Source organism: Gammaproteobacteria bacterium (assembly GCA_014075255.1).
Lineage (GTDB): Bacteria > Pseudomonadota > Gammaproteobacteria > UBA4575 > UBA4575 > JABDMD01.
The window spans coordinates 2,158,932-2,175,909 of the sequence record CP046178.1; the positions used below are offsets into that span (position 1 = coordinate 2,158,932).

Sequence of the window (16,978 nt, forward strand, 5' to 3'; positions counted from 1 at the left end):
AAAAATTTATTTTATAGAATCTGGATGATATTCAGTTTCAAACATTACCCAAACTGCTAAGAAGAATGCTGCAATCACCGGACCAATGACAAAGCCTGATAAACCGAATAATCCTAGCCCGCCTAGTGTGCTGAGTAAAATCAAATAGTCAGGCATTTTAGTATCTCGCCCAATCAGTATTGGGCGCAAAACATTATCGATCATGCCGATGATTAAAGCGCCTACACCGAATAAAATTAATGCTTTTATCCAATGCCCATTCGCTAGAAAAATCAATGCTGCTGGCCCCCAAACTAAAGCAGAGCCCACAGCAGGTAATATAGATAACCCTATCATCACAACCCCCCAAAACACGGCAGACTCAATTCCCAATAGGGCAAACATAATACCGCCAAGGGTGCCTTGAATAACGCCTACAACGAGCGTGCCTTTTATAGTGGCGCGTGATACTTCAGCAAATTTAGATAATAGATGACGCTCAGCTTCATCACCAATCGGTAAAACACGAATAATGAGCTCAACTATTTTATCTCCGTCTCGCAAGAAGAAAAATAACAGGTAGAGCATTAACAAAAATAAAGCAGTAAACGTTAAAGCATTTTGACCAATGTTTAATAGGTTGGTGGCTACCCATTGACTAGAATTTAATGCGGTGTCTGAAAAGCCTGCTTTAAGCTTTTCAAAATCTATACCTACTTTGTTTAATGAATCACTGACGATAGGTAAGCTTTTTTGAATCCACGCTAGTGGTTTGGAGAAATCATAAACACCATCGCGAATATCGCTATATAAATCGGTACCTTCATTGACTACAGCAATAGATAGAGTGGTAGCGGGAACGACTACTGTGAATAATATTAATAATAGTGTTATGAACGCGCTTAAAGAATGTTTTCCTTTGAATTTATTTAAAATAAATTTATGTAGTGAGGAAAATAATATTGCAAAAGTAGCAGCCCATAAAATGGGTTCAAAGAAAGGCTTGAGTAAAAATATAAATGCCAGACTGGCGGCGACTAGTAGAGTAAAAAAGAAGATGTGTTTTATCAAAACAATGTATTTTAAATAGCAGTTTGAGTTTCTTTTTCAGCGTGCCCTAGTTGTAGCAAACTGGGCAATAAAATCAGTGTAAAGACGGTACTAATAAACATTCCGCCAACAATTACGCCAGCGAGACCTTTATAAAGTTCTGTGCCCGCACCTGGTATCACTAGCAACGGCAACATTCCAAAAATACTGGTCAGGGTGCTCATAAGTATCGGTCGTAAGCGTATACGCACTGACTCTCGTACAGCCTCGCGACGTGTTTTGCCTTCGCGTTCCGCAATACGTGCTTGATGCACAAGTAAGATAGCATTGTTTACCACTAATCCCAATAAAATAATGAAACCCAGCATAGTAAGTAAGTCTGCAGGTAAACCTAGAAAACGTAACATCAGCACGCCGCCTACCGTTGCTAATGGCAAAGCTAGAATTACTAGTAAGCTATCAATGAAAGATCGAAATAGTGCGCTGATTAACAAATACAAAATAACTACGGCTAAAATAAAACTACCAACAAAACTCTTAATCGCAGTTTTAAGGTTGTCAGCAGAACCACTAAGACGAATTTCGCCATCTTCAGGGAGTTGCTGTTCCATTAAGGGAATTATTTCTTCTTGTATTTTTGTTAACGCGATTTCTAATGGCATGTCTTGTGGTGGGCGTAATTCGAGTGTCACGGTGCGGCGTCGATCTAAGCGTCGAATTCGATCAGGTCCGGCAGTGCGAGTGATATCTACCAACTCGCTAACAGGTAAAACACCACTGTTAGGTGTATGCAGTGGTATGGCCGCAAGCTCTTCGGGTGTGTGCCATGGCTCTACACGGGCAATGATGTCGAGTTTTTCTTCGCCGTTAAAGTATTCTCCTACAAACAATCCTTGTCCTAGTAGGCGAGTAACATTTGCCATAGTGGCGCGATCCCATCCTGCTTCTACTAAACGATCTTCTTTGGGGTTCAGTTGCAATTCTGGTTCGGCTAATTGTAGACCTGGTCGTGGGCGTGCACGTGTTTTGGGCCCAAAAACTTGCGGTATGGTAATGAATCCAATTTGTGCTGCGCGCAATAAACTATCGATATCGTTACCTTGAATATTGATATCAATTTCAGTGCGCCCGCCCACGCCGCTAAACAACGACGCTTTTTGTACAATCGCAAAAGTATCTGGGAAGCCAGATACTGCGTTACGCACTACGTTTAATGTTTGATCAACTTGATCTTTATCGGCATTAGCAGCGCGCGCTCCTAAAAAGATAGAACCAGCGCTGGCAACAAAAAAGTAATGCTTAATCTTAGGTTCTTTAGTGCCGTCAATATAAGGTTGCATGCGTGCAGCAATCACATCACCCATTTCTTTTTCTATATGGTCAATGTTTACACCAGGTGGTGGAATCACAATACCAAAAACTAAATTTCGATTACCAGTTGGCAAGTAATCAGTTTTAGGAAAAGCTGCATACGTTATAGCAGCTGAAATTCCAATTAAGCCAAAAATCCAAAATGCACGTTGTGCAGGAGATTTGGTGATATTCATAATGAAAGCAGTTGCGCGATCCCACCATGAGGTGTGTAAGTCTTCTAACTCAATATTGGCAGTGAATTTATACATTGCAGTGGGAATTACAATGCAGGCGACCACTAATGAAGTCCCAATAGCGGCAGAGATCGCTACTGCAAGATCGGAAAATAATTGACCACTTTGATCTTTTAAAAAGATGATGGGTAAAAATATTGCCACTGTAGTGAGTGTAGAAGCAAGTAGAGCAGGCCATACTTGTTGTGTACCTTCCAAAGCGGCTTGCAAAGCAGACATTCCGCGTTCACGCATACGTACTATATTTTCTAGCACAATAATCGCAGCATCCATCACCATGCCGACTGCAAATGCCATACCCGCAAGTGAAATTACATTCATAGTGCGACCCGTAGCGCGCATCACCATAAAGGTAACGAGTAAACACAAAGGTATTGTAAGGGTGACGATTAAGGTGGCGCGTAGTTTTCTTAAAAACCACCAAAGAATGATTACCGCAAGTATAATCCCTAACCCTAAATTGTTACGTAACAGTTCAATTGCGCTATCAATGTAAACGGTTTCGTCATATACCTGTTCAATATTTAAATTTGCACGTTTAAACGGGCCTGCTTCGATATCTGCTACAGCTGCTTGAATATCGCTCATCGTTTCAAGTACATTAACGCCGGCTTCACGATAGGCATTTACGGCGATAGATTGATCACCTTTTGTGATTACAAAATTATTTCGATCTACCGTGCGCACTTCTATATTTGCAATATCGCGCAATTGAATGGCTTTTCCGTCACGCCATTCCAGGTGGAGCTCGCTTAGCTGCTGAGGAGTAAGTGCACCGGTATAACGTAATGTGTAACGACGTTTGCCAACATTAGCAGTTCCTCCGGATACGTCGTCATTTCCACCTGCCAGTCTTGCGGCATTCGGTAAATCTACGCCTAGACCTGCAGCTTTATAAGGATCTACCGTAATGCGCACTTCATATTCATGTCCGCCGCGCACTTCCGAAAGGGCTACACCTTCAACACGTTCAAAACGTGTCTGTACCACTTCTTCTACAAAGTCTTTATAGGTTTCAATCGGACGGGTGTTACCTTCATTGGGTTTAATAATAAACCAGGCAATCGGTCGTCCTCGCCCCCCCGCAGTACTGAGCACTGGCTCATCTGCATCTTCTGGATAACTAGGCACACGGTTAAGACGATTAATCACTTCAATAAGCGCGCGATTTAAATCAAAATCGACTTCGAACGTAATAGTGATTTTCCCACTGCCATTACTGGCTTCTGAAAGTAACTCTTTCATGCCTGGTAAACCGCGTAATTGTTTTTCTTGCGATTCAATTATTTCAGATTCGACTTCTTCCGGTGCTGCAGCACGCCAATTGGTAGTGACTACAATCTCAGGTTGTTCGACTTCTGGTGTTAGCTGAATAGGAAGTTGTGCAAGCGCGAGTATTCCAAAAATGCTAACCAATAGGCATGCAACTAACGTTGCGACTGGATTATCAAGCGCAGGTCTCAAAAATGTCATAACAGGAATGTCATGGTAGGGGCGTCATAGTAGAAGTCACAAGAATTGTTAACTATGAACCCGTTTGCATCGGTTTTACTGTGACCGTCATACCTGGGCGAAGGTTTTCGCCACCACGAGTGATAACTAGGTCATTCGCTTGTATTCCGCCAATGACTTCAATGCGATTTAAATCTGCTATACCGGTTTCTACTTGAATGCGCTCAGCAATAGAGTCTTTTATAACTCGGAATACATATACGCCTTCCCTGCGTAGTACAAGCGCATCGCGAGGAACTAGAATGGCTTCACGCTCATGTTCTGTTGGTATGGCCACTCGTAATAATTTTCCAGCAATCAGCGATTCATCTTCGGTCGTAATACGTAATTCATATAAACGTGAAGTATCACCACCAATGGGAACAAGCGCACGAACTTTACCTATGCCGCTATTAGAGCCGTTTACGTAATTAAGGAATGCTCCGATCGTAATAAAACGCAAACTACTAGCAGGTATGTGGGTTTGTATTTCAAGATTACTAGCACTTACCAGGCGAACCACCGTAGTACCGTTATTGGCCCATTCTCCAGTTTGTAAGAGCCGTTCAGATACAATGCCATCAAATGGCGCGACGATGCTGGTGCGACGTAAACGTTCTTTAGCTTGAGCTAATCTGGCTCGGGAAGATGCCATATTGCTACGTGCAACCGCCTGATCAGAAATTGCCTGATCCAATTGACTGCGAGCAACATTATTATGTTCAAGTAATTCGGTAAAACGTTTCACTTCTTTAGAGTGTAAATCAAACTTAGCTTTTTCACTTTGGATGGTAGATTGTTCTTCAATGACTTGCTGTTGGATGAATATGTCATCGAGTTTTACAACCGGATCACCTGTCTTAATTCGGTCACCGACTTCAGCCACCCAAGTGATGCGTCCAGCCAGCTCTGCAGATAAATTTGCATCATCACGGCTGATTACGGTGGCGCTAAATAATGCTGTAGGCGCAATATTTTGCTGTACCGCTTTTTCAGTAACTACAATTGCAGCAGGTCGGCCAGGTCTTTTTTGTTCCGTTTCGGGTTTAGTTTTGGGTTCAGCTTTAGGTTTTGGTTCTTCTGCAATGGATATGGAAATACAGCAGACAGCGAATAAGAAAAATAGTAAGCGAGTCATGAATTTAATTGTATATGAAGACTAACTCTGATTTCAGAGTAAGTTGAATATAATTCCGTTTAAAAACCTAGGGGGATTGTAAGGGGAATAGTTTGTACAAATACTCTTGTACTAATTTAAGGCCCCACCACAACTACTACCTTGACCAGCCGTGCAACCGTAACAATGGTTGGCGATAGAGATTTCATTTTTTTCAAGATTTGAGTTCATAATTTCAGATAAGTGCGTGCGAATTTTGTCATTGTGTGGCAATGACATGCCGAGCATCTGATTAAAATCGCAGTCATATACAAATCCTTGCCAATCGACACTGATTGTCGAACGGCACATTAGAGATTGCAGGTTGTCTACACTGTAAGCATCACGCAGCAGCTGCATATATTCGTCAAATTTACCTTTACTTACTAGCATGCTGCCAAATCTTTTAATCGGCATATTGGTGATGGTAAATAAGTGATCGAAGCTGATGCCATACTTTTCTGCTAGAAACTTGGTGTAATCTTTTTGTAGAGATTCTTGTGAGGGCGGTAATTGAGGACCCTGTGGGTTATACACTAAGGTAAGTTTTAGATTGTTATTGCCTTTGCCGTAACCAAGTTTATTGAGCTCTTGTAAGCCACGAATACTTTTTCCAAAAACACCTTTACCACGTTGCTTGTCGACGTTTTCTTCTAAGTAGCATGGCAGTGAAGCCACTATTTCTACTTCATGCTCGGCTAAAAATTCTGCTAGATCTTCCTGATTTGGTTCTTCAAGTATCGTTAAGTTGCAGCGGTCAATAACATGTACTGATTGGCTGCGCGCAATTTTTACTAATTCTCTAAATTGCGAATGTAATTCTGGTGCGCCACCCGTTAGATCCACGGTACTGATATCTTGCGCTTGCATATAATCGGCTACAGTATTGATATTTTCCGCAGTCATCATTTCTGTGCGATTGGGTCCAGCATCTACATGACAATGTGTGCAGCTTTGGTTGCATAGATATCCTAAATTTACTTGCAGCGTTTCAATTTTGCTGCGATAAATTTTAGGAAAATCTGTTTTTTCTAGTAAGTGTATGGTTTCATGCATGGTAGTTTTTTTTAATAGTTGTGTTTATTTGCGCATATAGGCATGGAATTTTTCAACCCAGTTTAATAAGCCTTCTGGTGCATGGGCACGTTTCCATTCGCCTGCAGCATATTTATTGGCTTCAGCCAGTGTTGGATAAATATGAATTGTACCGAGGATTTTATTTAATCCTAGACCGTGTTTCATTGCAGTAACATATTCACTGATTATATCACCTGCATGGTCACCAACAATGGTAGCGCCTAAAATTTTATCTTTTCCTGGCTTGGTAAGCACTTTAACTACGCCATGCGCTTCTTCATCAGCAACTGCGCGATCTAGTTCAGCTAAATCATAACGTGATACTTCATATTCAATATTTTGATCTTTTGCCTGAGTTTCATTTAATCCTACATGGGCTACTTCAGGCTCCGTGAAGGCGCACCATGGAATTACGGAATAATCGACACGAAACTTCTTGAAGGTTCCAAACAAAGAATTAACACTGGTGTACCAAGCTTGGTGTGCAGCAGTGTGAGTGAGTTGGTATGGGCCAGTAACATCTCCGCAAGCATATATGTTGGGATAATTTGTTTGTAAGAATTCGTTGGCCTCTAAGGTTCCATTTTTACGTAGTTCAATATTTAAATTCTCTTTCCAAACATCAGAGCCTCTGGCTTTGCGACCCACTGCGACCATCAATGCATCAAATGAAACTAATATCTCATTGCTATCGCCATTATCATCACTAGTGCAGACAAGCGTATCTGCCCCCTTAATACTGCTGGCAGTATGATTAGTTAACAGCGTAACACCATCAGCGACCAGACTATTTTCAACCATTTCTGCAATTTCGGGGTCTTCCATTAACATTATTCTCGGCGCCATTTCTACCAAAGTTACTTCTGCGCCCAAGCGTGCGAAACATTGTGCAAGCTCGCATCCAATTGGTCCGCCACCGAGTACTGTCATCTTCTTGGGTAATTCTTGTAAATTCCAAATGGTATCTGAAGTGTAATAGTTAACTTTATCCAAACCAGGAATGGGGGGTACAAAGGGCTCAGCACCCGTTGCCAAAATTACATTTTTACTGGTTAATGTTTTGCCATCCACTTCTACAGTCCAAGGGTCTTTTAGCTTTGCTTCACCTTGTATGCATTCCACACCTAAACTTGTGTAACGTTCCACTGAATCATGCGGCTCAATATCTTTGATTACACCATGAACTCGATTCATAACATCTTTAAAATCAAAATCGACTTTAGCGTTTTTGAATCCATACTTTTCAGCACGATTAACTTGTGAAATGAATTTAGCGGAGCGGATCAATGCTTTTGAGGGAACACATCCTGTATTTAAGCAGTCGCCACCCATCTTATGTTTTTCTATAAGGACTACTTTGGCTTTAACGGCGGCTGCGATATAAGAAGAAACTAATCCAGCAGAGCCTGCGCCAATAACTGCTAGGTTATAGTCGAAACTTTTAGGCTTGTTGAAACCTGCATAGATGCGTCTATGTTTAATAGAGTTGATAATAAACTTGGCTATCCATGGGAATATCGCTAGCAGTATGAAAGCGCCCCATATCTTAGGAGTTAGTATTCCGCTTACTGATTCTAGATTGGCCAGTTGCGTACCAACATTTACATAAATCATTGTTCCAGCTAGCATTCCAAAAAAGCTGGTGACTACATATGTGATGGTCCGTATAGGAGTGAGCCCCATTAATACGTTGATGATGAAAAATGGGAAGATGGGTAACAGTCGTAAAGTAAGCAAATAAAAAGCGCCGTCTTTTTCCACGCCAGCGTTGATTGTTTTTAATTTATCTGCATAACGTTCTTGAATTGTATTGCCTAATAAATAACGTGCTAACCAAAAAGCGATGGTGGCACCAATGGTGGCTGCAAAAATCACTAGTACACTTCCTAGCAATAAACCAAATACTGCGCCAGCAAGTAACGATAGAATGCTTGCGCCAGGAATAGAAAAACTTGTAGCTAGAACATACACTACAAAGAAAATCATAATACTTTGCAGCGGGTTGGCTTGATAATAAGCAGCAATAGCTTGTTGTTTGGATTTGATATACGCAAAGTCTAAATACTGGTGTAAATCAAAAACAAAAAAACTAACTACTAAGGCAATAATCGCAGATACTAATATTATTTTTTTCATTTTTTAGATGCCTTGGCTAAACCCGCTATAAGTATTTTTATAAAGATCTGATATAACTAGATTCATTTATGTGGATGTGATTACAATTGCTTCCGTAAAATATATATTTATTCAAACTATTCTAAAGTATCTAGAAGATGCATATCGCTACATGTAAATACAATGATCAAGTTCATCTTGCGGTAGTGCAAGATAATTCTGTTATTTTCCCTGCAATGATTAAGGAATGGTCAGATGACATTAACAGCATGCTAGAGTTGATCGATGCTGGGCCAGAATCCTTACAGGCATTGAGAAATATAGTAGAGCAAGCGGGTCCTGATCAGTGGATAGCGCTATCTAAAGTAGAACTAATATCGCCTATTCCCAGGCCACGACAAAATATAATGTGCTTAGGCTGGAACTATACCGAGCATGTAGCAGAAACTGCGGGGAAGGCTTTAGAAGCTCCAAAATTACCTAAATACCCTATTGTATTTACCAAAGCCGCTTCGAGTATGAATGGTCCCTTCGCGGATATACCGGTGGATTTAGATGTATCAGACAAGATGGATTGGGAGGTGGAGTTAGCCGTAATTATTGGCAAGGCTGGGCTAAAAATCCCAAAATCTCATGCAATGGATCATGTTTTTGGCTACAGCATTATAAATGATGTCTCGGCACGGGATACTCAAAAGAGGCGTAAGCAATTTTTTGTAGGCAAGAGTTTTACCGGGGCATGTCCAATGGGCCCATGGATTGTTACTGCAGATGAAATACCTAATCCACAAGTACTGGATCTGAAAAGTCGTGTAAATAACGAGCTAAAACAAGACTCCAATACAAAATATCAAATCTTTGATGTAGCCAGTGTAATTGAAACGTTATCTCAAGGTATGGAGCTTGAGCCTGGAGATATCATCGCAACCGGCACACCTAGTGGTGTGGGTTATGTGCGTAATCCACCTGAATATTTAATGCCAGGTGATGTGGTGGAGTGTGAGATCGAAAGGATAGGAAAAATTTCTAATCCCATAGTGGCTAAATAAATCTATAGCATTTCATTCAATGCGCGGTGCAGTCCATTTACATAATCGTTTTTCGAAAGTAAAAAACCACTACCATGACCACCACGTAATTCAATGAACTGCTTTGGTTCATTGGCTGCTGCATAATTTCTCTGGCTGTGTTCGTATGGAATAACCTCATCATTTTTACTGTGTACAAATATAATGGGGCAATGAATATCTTTGAGTTTTAAGTTGGTTTCATATTCATGTTTTACAATCAAACCGGTTGGCATAAATGGATAATGTTTTGCGGACACTTCGGTCATTGAAGTAAAGGTAGATTCCAAAATTAACAAGGCTGGGTGTACTTTTTTTGCTAGTTCAGCAGCAACACCTCCACCTAAAGACCGGCCTGCAATAATGATATCTGTTGATTCTAATTTTCGTTCCTCAATTAGATATTTCCAAACCGCATCTGCATCTAGGTAGGTGCCTTGTTCACTTGGTTTGCCCGTGCTAATACCAAAGCCTCGGTAATCAAAAATTAAAAAGTTAAATCCTAGATTGTTATAGATTTTAATGGTTTCTAAACGATGTGAAATATTGCCTGCATTTCCATGAAAGAAAAGTACTGTTTTTATAGTTTCTGTACTCGGTTTAGATGTAGGAATATACCAAGCATTAATCTTTTCGTTGTCTATTGTTTGTAAAGCTAGATCTTCAAATTCAAGGCCAATATCTGCGGGGGTTGCGACTAATGCTCTTGTCGGCATTTGTGGCGCATAGATAAATAGTGCCTGTGCAAAATAAATTGCTATCATAGCGGCTATATAAAAGAGTGCGACGGCTAGTAAAATTTTAATAAACATAAACTACTAATATTTTTTATCGTCTTCAGAATGGTCTGCATACTACCTTATTGATTGATGGGAACATACTATCCGGAATGACCTACTTAGCTATATGAGTCATGAGTGGTATAGTTTTATTGGTAGTTAGATAGGCTATGATTTTTTAATGATATATTTTTAATTTTAAGCTAATCAAATTGTAAATTCGATGAATATTAAACAGCGAGTCAGTGAAATCTTTGCTCAAGAAGCAAAGACCATTACATCTATTCCAGTCAGCGATGAATTCGAACGTGCGTTGAAATTATTACAAGGTTGTAAAGGCAAAGTGCTGACTACAGGGATGGGCAAAGCAGGTCATATTGCGCATAAGTTTTCGGCTACACTGTGTTCAACTGGAACGCCCGCTTCATTCGTTCACCCTGGTGAAGCAGCACACGGAGATTTGGGTATTATTGAAGAGAACGATGCCATTGTGGCGTTTTCTACCAGTGGAAAAACAAAAGAAGTATTGGACACCTTGGCAGCGGGTCGTGAACTTGGTTTGCATACGGTAATCGGAATCACTTCGCATCCTGATTCAGAGTTACGTGAATTGAGTGATGTGGTACTAGACATGGGTACTATTAAAGAAGCTTGTCAGTTTGAACTTACTCCAACCTCAAGTATGGCAGCTATGCTAGCCATAAGTGATGCTTTAGCTTTGTTATTAATGGAATTAAAGGGCTTTACTTCGGAGGACTTTGGTAAGCGTCATCATGGCGGTTATTTAGGAAAAAAAGCGCGTAATTCAGCCTAGTTGTCGTTATAAAATTCAGGATTGTTCGTGCTACGATATTCTTATCTAATGCAAAGCAGGTAGGTGTGTTATGGCCCATAAAATTATCTTTTTGCTCGCGTTATTACTAGTACCAAGCTTATCCATTGCCGCAGACTCAGGAAAGGTTGTAGTTACCCCAACCATCACTTGTGCTGATCAAAAACTTCAATTAAATGGTTTCGGTGCTCGAAAAAAACTTTTTATTAAGCTCTATGTTGCGTCACTTTATGTTCAAGAGCAGGTAAGTAATGCAAGTCAGTTTCTTGAGATGGCACAAGCTTCATGCATGCGCTTACATATCACTCTTCAAAAATCACCTCGAAAAAAATGATAAAGGCCACGCGCGAAGGGTTTGAGAAATCCACTCAAGGCAACACGGCGCCAATTGAGAACGAAATGAAAACATTTCTATCATGGCTTGAACAGCCGATTAAAAAAGGTGATGAATTTGAGTTTGCTTTTATTCCTCATAATGTAACCCATGTTTCAAAAAATGGTTCTAAACTTGGGGTTATTGAAAGTAAAGAGTTTTCTTCTGCATTATTTGGTATCTGGCTGGGTGATATGCCTGCACAACAAAACCTAAAAGACGAGCTATTAGGGCAATTACACACTCTTTAAAAGTGCTCATAGAAATGTTTAAACGATAGTGTATTTTGCAATTAATGGTTATAGGAAGAATAAATAATGCAGCATGTATTAACGTTGGTGCGTCATGCTAAATCAAGCTGGGATCAAGCAGGTTTAAGCGACTACGACCGTGCTTTAAATGATCGAGGTCTAAAAGATGCTCCAGAAATGGGTAGGCGTCTTGCCGATGCAGGTTATGCAGTGGATACTATTATTGCCAGTCCTGCCATCAGGGCGATCACGACTGCAGAAATCATCGCAAATGAAATTGGGTATAGTGCCCAGAAAATTGTGCAGGACGCTGAAATTTATAATGCAGATATAGATGCATTAATAGATCGTGTGTTCTCCTTGGATACTAGTGTAAATAGCGTGATGTTGGTGGGCCATAATCCTGGCTTTACGGTTCTATGTAACTATCTTAGTGACGCTAGAATAGATAACATGCCGACCTGTTCGATTGCTCAAATTCAGTTTAACTCGAATTCTTGGGAGGCTATATCTGAGCATTCTGGTGAGCTGTTAGATTTCGATTACCCTAAAAAACGATAGTGTAAAAATAATAATAATGAATATTAAAAATGCCACGACCGATAAAACCTAAATTTACTGAATTTAATCTACCAGCAGGGCGCATCATCGCTAAGAAATATGAAATTCTTTCCAAACTGGGTGGAGGTTTTGAGGGCGAGGTATATAAAATTCGCGAAATCAGTACTGGTATTGAACGTGCTGCTAAGTTTTTTTACCCTAATCGCAATGAAAAAGATCGCGCAGTAAAATTTAACGCACAAAAACTTCATAAGCTTAGACAGTGTCAAATACTTATTCAGTATCACACCAAAGAAAGCTTTGTCTTCAAAAGAATACCGGTAACAGTCCTAATATCAGAATATGTAGAAGGGCAGCTACTTTCAGAATTTATAAAGTCATTTCCCGGAAAGCGTTTAACCCCATTTCAAGCATTGCATCTTCTATATGCGTTAACTAAAGGTATCGAATGTATTCATAGTTTGAATGAATATCATGGTGATCTGCATTCTGACAACGTCATCGTAAATAAATTTGGGCTGGAATTTGACCTAAAGCTAGTCGATTTATTCTCAGCAAAAGAGTCCAAACGTGAAAGCAGAAGGTTTGATATTTTGACCTTAATTCAAGTGTTCCATGAGTCATTGGGGGGGCAAAACACTATGCTAAACACCCGGATGCGATTAAATACATTTGTTGTGGCTTAAAATCGAATTTAATATTAAAGAAGTTTAAAACGGCAGGTCAACTTCGCAGACATATAGAGAGTATGGATTGGTAAGTACATGGACGATGTGCAGGATGCACAAGTGTCGCGTGAGACAGGATGTCGGGAGCGACCGTACGCATACGAGAAGCGTCAAGGATGACGCAACAGATTAAATTCTTTCTTGCTAGAATGTCCGCTAACGACCCAAAGCGGACATTTTCCCTGTTACGAATCTACTCAAGGAATGCGGAATAGTTTGTTCGTTAGTAAGAATGTCAGTCGTATAGAGGTCATATATAAATGAAACAGCTTTACGATGATTTATGGCAAAGCGAGCGATATTCTTCCGGCATATTGAATACGCATGCCTATTTTTTACAGCGCGAGCAAGGTAATGTGTTGTTCTACAATACAGGAGCGGCCAAAGATCTAGCTCAAATGGATGAACTTGGTGACATTAGTTATCAACTTTTAACGCACCGAGATGAAGTAGGCGCATCCTTGGCAGAGATTAAAAAGCGATTCAACTCCAAACTTGGTACGGGAAAGCTTGAAGTCCCCTTTGCAGAAAAAATTACCTCTGTAGACCTGGCGTTCAATCCCACAGATACCACTCTAGAAGATATACAAATCATCCACACACCTGGACACACAGATGGGAGTGTTTGCTTCTATTACGATTCACCGCATGGGAAGTCGTATTTGTTTACCGGTGACACACTCTTTAAATCCAATGGTAATTGGGCAACGTTTGTCTTATCTAGTTATGGCGGTTCCGAGGCAGCACTTGCCGATAGTCTTGTAAAACTTAGGGAACTAAGTCCCGATGTTGTTATAAGTAGCGGATTTGTCGGTGATGTTGCCTATGGTGAAGTTACACAAAACGAATGGATTTCCACAATCGGTGATTCAATTAAGAATCTTCGTAGTTAATAGAGGAAAATAAAAATGTCTGAAAAGTTAGCAGCCTATTTAGTATGTAGTTCATTTATGCCAGAAGGACATGGATCGATCATTCCTTATGGTGAAGCTGCGCATCCAATTCTAGATAAATATCAAGGTGAGTTACTTGTTGCAGGCGAAAGCGATCAGTTTATGGATTTTCTTGAAGGTGATTGGAAAGAAAATGCCAAATTCACACTATTTAAGTTTCCTTCAATGGAACACTTAAAAGGTTTTTGGTACTCAGAAGAATATCAAGCCATTAAACATCTTCGCATAGAAAATACTGCACCCAATTTCACATTTGCAGTTAATGCAGTGGATATGTCTAAGTGGGAACCAGTCTAAGTGTTATGTCCGCTATTGGCCGTAAGCAGACATCAAGTAATTTCTAACAACCCACTCAGTTGTGTTTTCTTATTCCTAATCAAATCTTCTATCGTATACCCCTCTAACGTTTTCAAAAAACTTTTTGAAGCTTCGGATAAAGCTTGTTTCAAAACACATGATGGTTCTATCGGACAAAAATTTCCATCAGGATTGAAACACTCCACGATATAAAAATCATTTTCGGTATTTTCTACAATTTCTCGAATTGAAATTTGCGCGGGTTCAAACGCCAGTGTTACTCCGCCTCCTTTGCCTTGGGTGGAATCTATATAACCCAGCTTGGCCAGATGATGAACGACAGAACGAATATGGTGTCTTGAAACATCATAGGCATTAGTGAGCTGGTCGATAGTGGTGCGCTCTTTTGGTCGCAATGCAAGGTAAATTAATACACGCAAAGAGTAATCAGTGAATTGTGTAAGGCGCATAGTGGGTTTGCCTGGTAGTTAGTAATTAGAAATAGTTGACATAAGATTTAGTATAGCGATAGTATAACATCTAAATAAAATAGATGTTATAGGAAATTACATTATGTTAAGCGAAAGTACTAAAGAAATTGTTAAAGCGACTGCTCCTACGTTACAAGAGTATGGCGTTGAGATCACCACTAGAATGTATGAGCGTATGGCGGAAGAACAGCCAGATCTTAAGGCTTTATTTGCGAACACAAGAAATGGTCAAGCTGAACGATTGGCGGGTGCCGTGTTAGCGTATGCACAAAATATTGATGAAATAGAACAGCTAGCACCTGCTATTGCGGTAATTTCAAAAAAACATGTTAACGCTAAAGTGTTGCCTGAGCATTATCCAATTGTAGGTCAGTTACTATTAGCGGCTATGCAGGATGTATTGGGCGATGCGCTAGAGAAGAAAATTGTAGACGCATGGGCTGAAGCGTATACCTTTCTTGCAGATGTTTTTATTGCAAAGGAAAAGGAATTATCTGGAAATTAATGGTTTGTATCGGCAGAAAACTGTTCCTGCATCCCTATAGGTCTCCCATGTATTTACCAATATGATTCAGTCGTAATTTGTCCTGGACTGCGGCGTAGGTTTTTCTTAAGACCTTTTTCTTTTAACGCATTGCGAGTGTCTATTAACATATCGGGGTTACCGCACACCATCACTTGAGAGTGTTCGGCTGTAAAATTCATGTTTGCTTTCTCTTCCAGTTGACCACTTTCAATAGCAGCAGGGATGCGACCCGGTAATGTAAAGTCGACTTTCTCGCGACTTACAAATGGGATGAATTGAAAACGATCCTTATATTGATATTTAAGATCTGCTGATGTGTCCTGATACGTTAACTCATTTTTAAAACGTACTGCATGTACGAGCACAATATTTTCAAACCGCTCCCACACTTCTTTAGAATTTAGAATCGATAAAAAAGGTCCTAATGCAGTACCTGTTGCAAGCATCCACATGTCACGGCCTTCGGGCACTTCATTTAAAGTAAAAAAGCCATTTACACGTTTATCAATGTAAATAGAATCGCCGACCTCTAATTTAGCAAGTTTCGGCGAAAGAGGGCCATCAGATACTTTGATGGAATAAAATTCGAGTAAGGGTTCATGCGGTGCATTTACAAATGAATAGGGGCGCCCAACAATTTGATCATCGATTTCTAATCCAAGACGTCCGTACTGACCCGCTATAAAGGGATCAATTTCCGCCTCAATGTGCAGAGAATAAAGCAAATCTGTCCAATGCTTATTTTCTACAACTTTTCCTTCAATCCAATTACTCATTTGGGCCAATTACTTATTTCTATGCTCAGTAAAATTAATGTGTGTCCGCAACATAGAGGCGGGGTTGGTAAAAAGCAACTATCCATGTCTAGGTGTGGTTAGGAATACACAGTGCTACAAGCTTGATCAATGCTGGTCACCACTAGTACTCCTAATAGTCCTAGCGGTGTTACAAAGATTATTTGCTTACTGGAAGATTTGTGTCGGTGGAGCTATCTGATTTGCCACTAAATAGATTAATAAAGAATTGCAGCACTCGCTTGATACCGCGCCACAGTTTTGGCAATAACCAAATCATTAACAAAATAAACGCTATAAGTAATCCAATGAATACATAAGGATGTGCAATTGCAGCCCATAATCCCACGAACACTGCAATGTCTTCTGTGATAGAAGCTGCTCAGTTGGATACAGGTTCGGGTGAGGTATTTATCAATACTCGACTGCCTGCTTTAGTAAAATGTGTGCCCGCAGCTAAACTGCCGCCAACAATAGCGGCTGCCATTTCTGCTGCGGGTGTTACATCACCAATTGCTCCTGCGGCAAGTAATGCACCTGCTGGTATGCGTACAAAGGTATGTAAAGTGTCCCAGCCTGTATCAACGCCAGGCACTTTGTCTGCAAAAAATTCCACGCCATACATAAGTGCAGCCGCTGCAATCACTAATGGGTCGCCAACAATTTGTAAATCGACGGGTAGATCTACATAACCTGTGTTGGACATGATGCCCAAGGCGAGCAGAGTGCCATATAGATTTATGCCGCTTGCCCAAGCTACACCCATGGTGAGAGCGATGGTTTGAATTAGTGTTGAATACTCTTCCATAGTTAATTGTAACAAGTTAATGGTATGTATAAGACCACTAAGA

At 40.4% G+C, this 16,978-nt stretch carries 16 protein-coding genes and 2 pseudogenes; 9 read left to right on the plus strand and 9 right to left on the minus strand.

Annotated elements, in window-relative coordinates; all coding sequences use genetic code 11:
* Positions 1 to 6 precede the first annotated feature (6 nt).
* The 5 genes from GKR92_10995 to GKR92_11015 all read right to left on the minus strand — a co-directional run bounded on the left by GKR92_10995 (position 7) and on the right by GKR92_11015 (position 8,496).
* Complete coding sequence (locus tag GKR92_10995) at positions 7 to 1,056, minus strand: AI-2E family transporter (protein QMU62191.1); 1,050 nt, start codon at positions 1,054 to 1,056, stop codon at positions 7 to 9.
* A gap of 5 nt (positions 1,057 to 1,061) precedes the next feature.
* Positions 1,062 to 4,109 carry an MMPL family transporter gene (locus GKR92_11000; protein ID QMU62192.1) on the minus strand — a complete coding sequence of 1,016 codons (3,048 nt, stop codon included), beginning with the start codon at positions 4,107 to 4,109 and terminating at the stop codon, positions 1,062 to 1,064.
* Between the two features lie 52 nt (positions 4,110 to 4,161).
* Positions 4,162 to 5,265 carry an efflux RND transporter periplasmic adaptor subunit gene (locus GKR92_11005; GenBank protein QMU62193.1) on the minus strand — a complete coding sequence of 368 codons (1,104 nt, stop codon included), beginning with the start codon at positions 5,263 to 5,265 and terminating at the stop codon, positions 4,162 to 4,164.
* Positions 5,266 to 5,376: 111 nt separating this feature from the next.
* Complete coding sequence (locus tag GKR92_11010) at positions 5,377 to 6,339, minus strand: radical SAM/Cys-rich domain protein (protein ID QMU62194.1); 963 nt, start codon at positions 6,337 to 6,339, stop codon at positions 5,377 to 5,379.
* A 24-nt stretch (positions 6,340 to 6,363) separates the two neighbouring features.
* Positions 6,364 to 8,496: a pyridine nucleotide-disulfide oxidoreductase gene (locus GKR92_11015; protein ID QMU62195.1), complete on the minus strand. Its 2,133-nt coding sequence runs from the start codon at positions 8,494 to 8,496 to the stop codon at positions 6,364 to 6,366.
* A 137-nt stretch (positions 8,497 to 8,633) separates the two neighbouring features.
* On the opposite strand from GKR92_11015, the gene GKR92_11020 reads away from it, so the two are divergent.
* Positions 8,634 to 9,524 carry a 5-carboxymethyl-2-hydroxymuconate isomerase gene (locus GKR92_11020; GenBank protein ID QMU62196.1) on the plus strand — a complete coding sequence of 297 codons (891 nt, stop codon included), beginning with the start codon at positions 8,634 to 8,636 and terminating at the stop codon, positions 9,522 to 9,524.
* A gap of 2 nt (positions 9,525 to 9,526) precedes the next feature.
* Here the strand turns inward: GKR92_11020 and GKR92_11025 are convergent, their stop codons facing one another.
* Positions 9,527 to 10,354, minus strand: coding sequence for an alpha/beta fold hydrolase (locus GKR92_11025; protein ID QMU62197.1), 828 nt, complete (start codon positions 10,352 to 10,354; stop codon positions 9,527 to 9,529).
* A gap of 190 nt (positions 10,355 to 10,544) precedes the next feature.
* Between GKR92_11025 and GKR92_11030 the strand changes: the two genes are divergently transcribed.
* The 7 genes and pseudogenes from GKR92_11030 (at position 10,545) to GKR92_11060 (ending at position 14,316) form a co-directional block, all read left to right on the plus strand.
* Positions 10,545 to 11,135: an SIS domain-containing protein gene (locus GKR92_11030; protein QMU62198.1), complete on the plus strand. Its 591-nt coding sequence runs from the start codon at positions 10,545 to 10,547 to the stop codon at positions 11,133 to 11,135.
* Between the two features lie 70 nt (positions 11,136 to 11,205).
* The gene (locus GKR92_11035; protein QMU62199.1) at positions 11,206 to 11,487 is read left to right on the plus strand and encodes a hypothetical protein; all 282 of its coding nucleotides are present in this window, start codon (positions 11,206 to 11,208) and stop codon (positions 11,485 to 11,487) included.
* Entirely contained in the window at positions 11,439 to 11,777 is a 339-nt protein-coding gene (locus GKR92_11040; protein ID QMU62200.1) for a hypothetical protein, read from the plus strand. The genes GKR92_11035 and GKR92_11040 overlap by 49 nt, the downstream gene beginning before the upstream one ends.
* 66 nt (positions 11,778 to 11,843) lie before the next feature.
* On the plus strand, positions 11,844 to 12,338 hold the full coding sequence (locus GKR92_11045; GenBank protein QMU62201.1) for a histidine phosphatase family protein: 495 nt from the start codon (positions 11,844 to 11,846) through the stop codon (positions 12,336 to 12,338).
* Between the two features lie 29 nt (positions 12,339 to 12,367).
* Positions 12,368 to 13,098 (plus strand): annotated as a pseudogene (locus GKR92_11050) (protein kinase).
* A gap of 228 nt (positions 13,099 to 13,326) precedes the next feature.
* Entirely contained in the window at positions 13,327 to 13,959 is a 633-nt protein-coding gene (locus GKR92_11055) for an MBL fold metallo-hydrolase (protein ID QMU62202.1), read from the plus strand.
* A gap of 15 nt (positions 13,960 to 13,974) precedes the next feature.
* Positions 13,975 to 14,316 (plus strand): DUF1330 domain-containing protein, encoded by a 342-nt coding sequence (locus GKR92_11060; GenBank protein QMU62203.1) that lies wholly within the window; start codon positions 13,975 to 13,977, stop codon positions 14,314 to 14,316.
* 32 nt (positions 14,317 to 14,348) lie between these two features.
* Here GKR92_11060 and GKR92_11065 read toward each other — a convergent pair whose 3' ends face one another.
* Complete coding sequence (locus GKR92_11065) at positions 14,349 to 14,786, minus strand: Rrf2 family transcriptional regulator (GenBank protein QMU62204.1); 438 nt, start codon at positions 14,784 to 14,786, stop codon at positions 14,349 to 14,351.
* 103 nt (positions 14,787 to 14,889) lie between these two features.
* On the opposite strand from GKR92_11065, the gene GKR92_11070 reads away from it, so the two are divergent.
* Entirely contained in the window at positions 14,890 to 15,312 is a 423-nt protein-coding gene (locus GKR92_11070) for a hypothetical protein (protein QMU62205.1), read from the plus strand.
* A 53-nt stretch (positions 15,313 to 15,365) separates the two neighbouring features.
* Here GKR92_11070 and GKR92_11075 read toward each other — a convergent pair whose 3' ends face one another.
* Together GKR92_11075 and GKR92_11080 are read right to left on the minus strand one after the other, a co-directional pair.
* Positions 15,366 to 16,109, minus strand: coding sequence for a ferredoxin--NADP(+) reductase (locus GKR92_11075; GenBank protein ID QMU62206.1), 744 nt, complete (start codon positions 16,107 to 16,109; stop codon positions 15,366 to 15,368).
* A 178-nt stretch (positions 16,110 to 16,287) separates the two neighbouring features.
* Positions 16,288 to 16,935, minus strand: a pseudogene (locus tag GKR92_11080) (DUF4126 family protein).
* Positions 16,936 to 16,978 lie beyond the last annotated feature (43 nt).

Excerpts from the sequence above, each read along its gene's own strand:
- GKR92_11010 (QMU62194.1), bottom strand. The coding sequence starts at position 6,339 with ATGCATGAAACCATACACTTACTAGAAAAAACAGATTTTCCTAAAATT.
- GKR92_11025 (QMU62197.1), bottom strand. The coding sequence starts at position 10,354 with ATGTTTATTAAAATTTTACTAGCCGTCGCACTCTTTTATATAGCCGCT.
- GKR92_11070 (QMU62205.1), top strand. The coding sequence starts at position 14,890 with ATGTTAAGCGAAAGTACTAAAGAAATTGTTAAAGCGACTGCTCCTACG.
- GKR92_11065 (QMU62204.1), bottom strand. The coding sequence starts at position 14,786 with ATGCGCCTTACACAATTCACTGATTACTCTTTGCGTGTATTAATTTAC.
- GKR92_11035 (QMU62199.1), top strand. The coding sequence starts at position 11,206 with ATGGCCCATAAAATTATCTTTTTGCTCGCGTTATTACTAGTACCAAGC.
- GKR92_11055 (QMU62202.1), top strand. The coding sequence starts at position 13,327 with ATGAAACAGCTTTACGATGATTTATGGCAAAGCGAGCGATATTCTTCC.
- GKR92_11015 (QMU62195.1), bottom strand. The coding sequence starts at position 8,496 with ATGAAAAAAATAATATTAGTATCTGCGATTATTGCCTTAGTAGTTAGT.
- GKR92_11075 (QMU62206.1), bottom strand. The coding sequence starts at position 16,109 with ATGAGTAATTGGATTGAAGGAAAAGTTGTAGAAAATAAGCATTGGACA.
- GKR92_11005 (QMU62193.1), bottom strand. The coding sequence starts at position 5,265 with ATGACTCGCTTACTATTTTTCTTATTCGCTGTCTGCTGTATTTCCATA.
- GKR92_11030 (QMU62198.1), top strand. The coding sequence starts at position 10,545 with ATGAATATTAAACAGCGAGTCAGTGAAATCTTTGCTCAAGAAGCAAAG.
- GKR92_11040 (QMU62200.1), top strand. The coding sequence starts at position 11,439 with ATGCATGCGCTTACATATCACTCTTCAAAAATCACCTCGAAAAAAATG.
- GKR92_11020 (QMU62196.1), top strand. The coding sequence starts at position 8,634 with ATGCATATCGCTACATGTAAATACAATGATCAAGTTCATCTTGCGGTA.
- GKR92_11045 (QMU62201.1), top strand. The coding sequence starts at position 11,844 with ATGCAGCATGTATTAACGTTGGTGCGTCATGCTAAATCAAGCTGGGAT.
- GKR92_11060 (QMU62203.1), top strand. The coding sequence starts at position 13,975 with ATGTCTGAAAAGTTAGCAGCCTATTTAGTATGTAGTTCATTTATGCCA.
- GKR92_11000 (QMU62192.1), bottom strand. The coding sequence starts at position 4,109 with ATGACATTTTTGAGACCTGCGCTTGATAATCCAGTCGCAACGTTAGTT.